The 689-nt window shown below is 30.3% G+C and carries 1 protein-coding gene; it reads right to left on the minus strand.

What is annotated here, in order from left to right:
• Nucleotides 1-689, minus strand: a 689-nt coding sequence (locus tag MBCUR_RS03290) for a DUF11 domain-containing protein (protein ID WP_157077633.1), incomplete at both ends; no start/stop codon positions are given.

Below are 689 nucleotides of genomic sequence, written 5' to 3' on the forward strand. Positions count from 1 at the left end.
TTATAAACTCCATTATCAGAAGAACTTAAATAAATTAGAGAATTACTTAATAAGAAACTTACATCAGTAGAAGTTGCATCAGGACCATTATTCTTAACTGTAATAGTGTATTTAACTGTATCACCAGAGTGAATATTTGAAGAGTTAACTTTTATAACAATTGTCAAATTAGCAACAGGACTAACAGTTAAATTAGTATCATTGCCAGGAGTACTACTGTTATTACCAGTATTATTCTCATTAACATTAGTAACATTACCAATATTCAAAATATTACCAGAGCCATTTAAGCGGACAAGAATATCTAAAACAATGCTCTCACCATTAGCTAAAGTATTAATATTCCAAACACCAGTACTTGCAAGATAACTAGTTCCACGAGGACTAGTACTATTCACATAAATCAACCTACTATCTAACCTATCAGTAATAAGCAAACTAGTAGCATTGTCAGGACCAAAATTAGTCACATTAATTGTGTATAAAACAAATACACCATTCAAAACACTGCCACTTACATTAGATTTTTTAACAATACTAAGATTTACAGCAGGAACAACAGTAAGATTAGTAGTATTATCAGGAGTACTACTATTATCACCAGTATTATTCTCATTAACACCAGTAACATTACCAACATTCACAACACTACCAATACCATTCAAACGAACAAGAATATCCAAAACAAT

Source organism: Methanobrevibacter curvatus (assembly GCF_001639295.1).
GTDB classification, from domain to species: Archaea; Methanobacteriota; Methanobacteria; order Methanobacteriales; family Methanobacteriaceae; genus Methanoflexus; species Methanoflexus curvatus.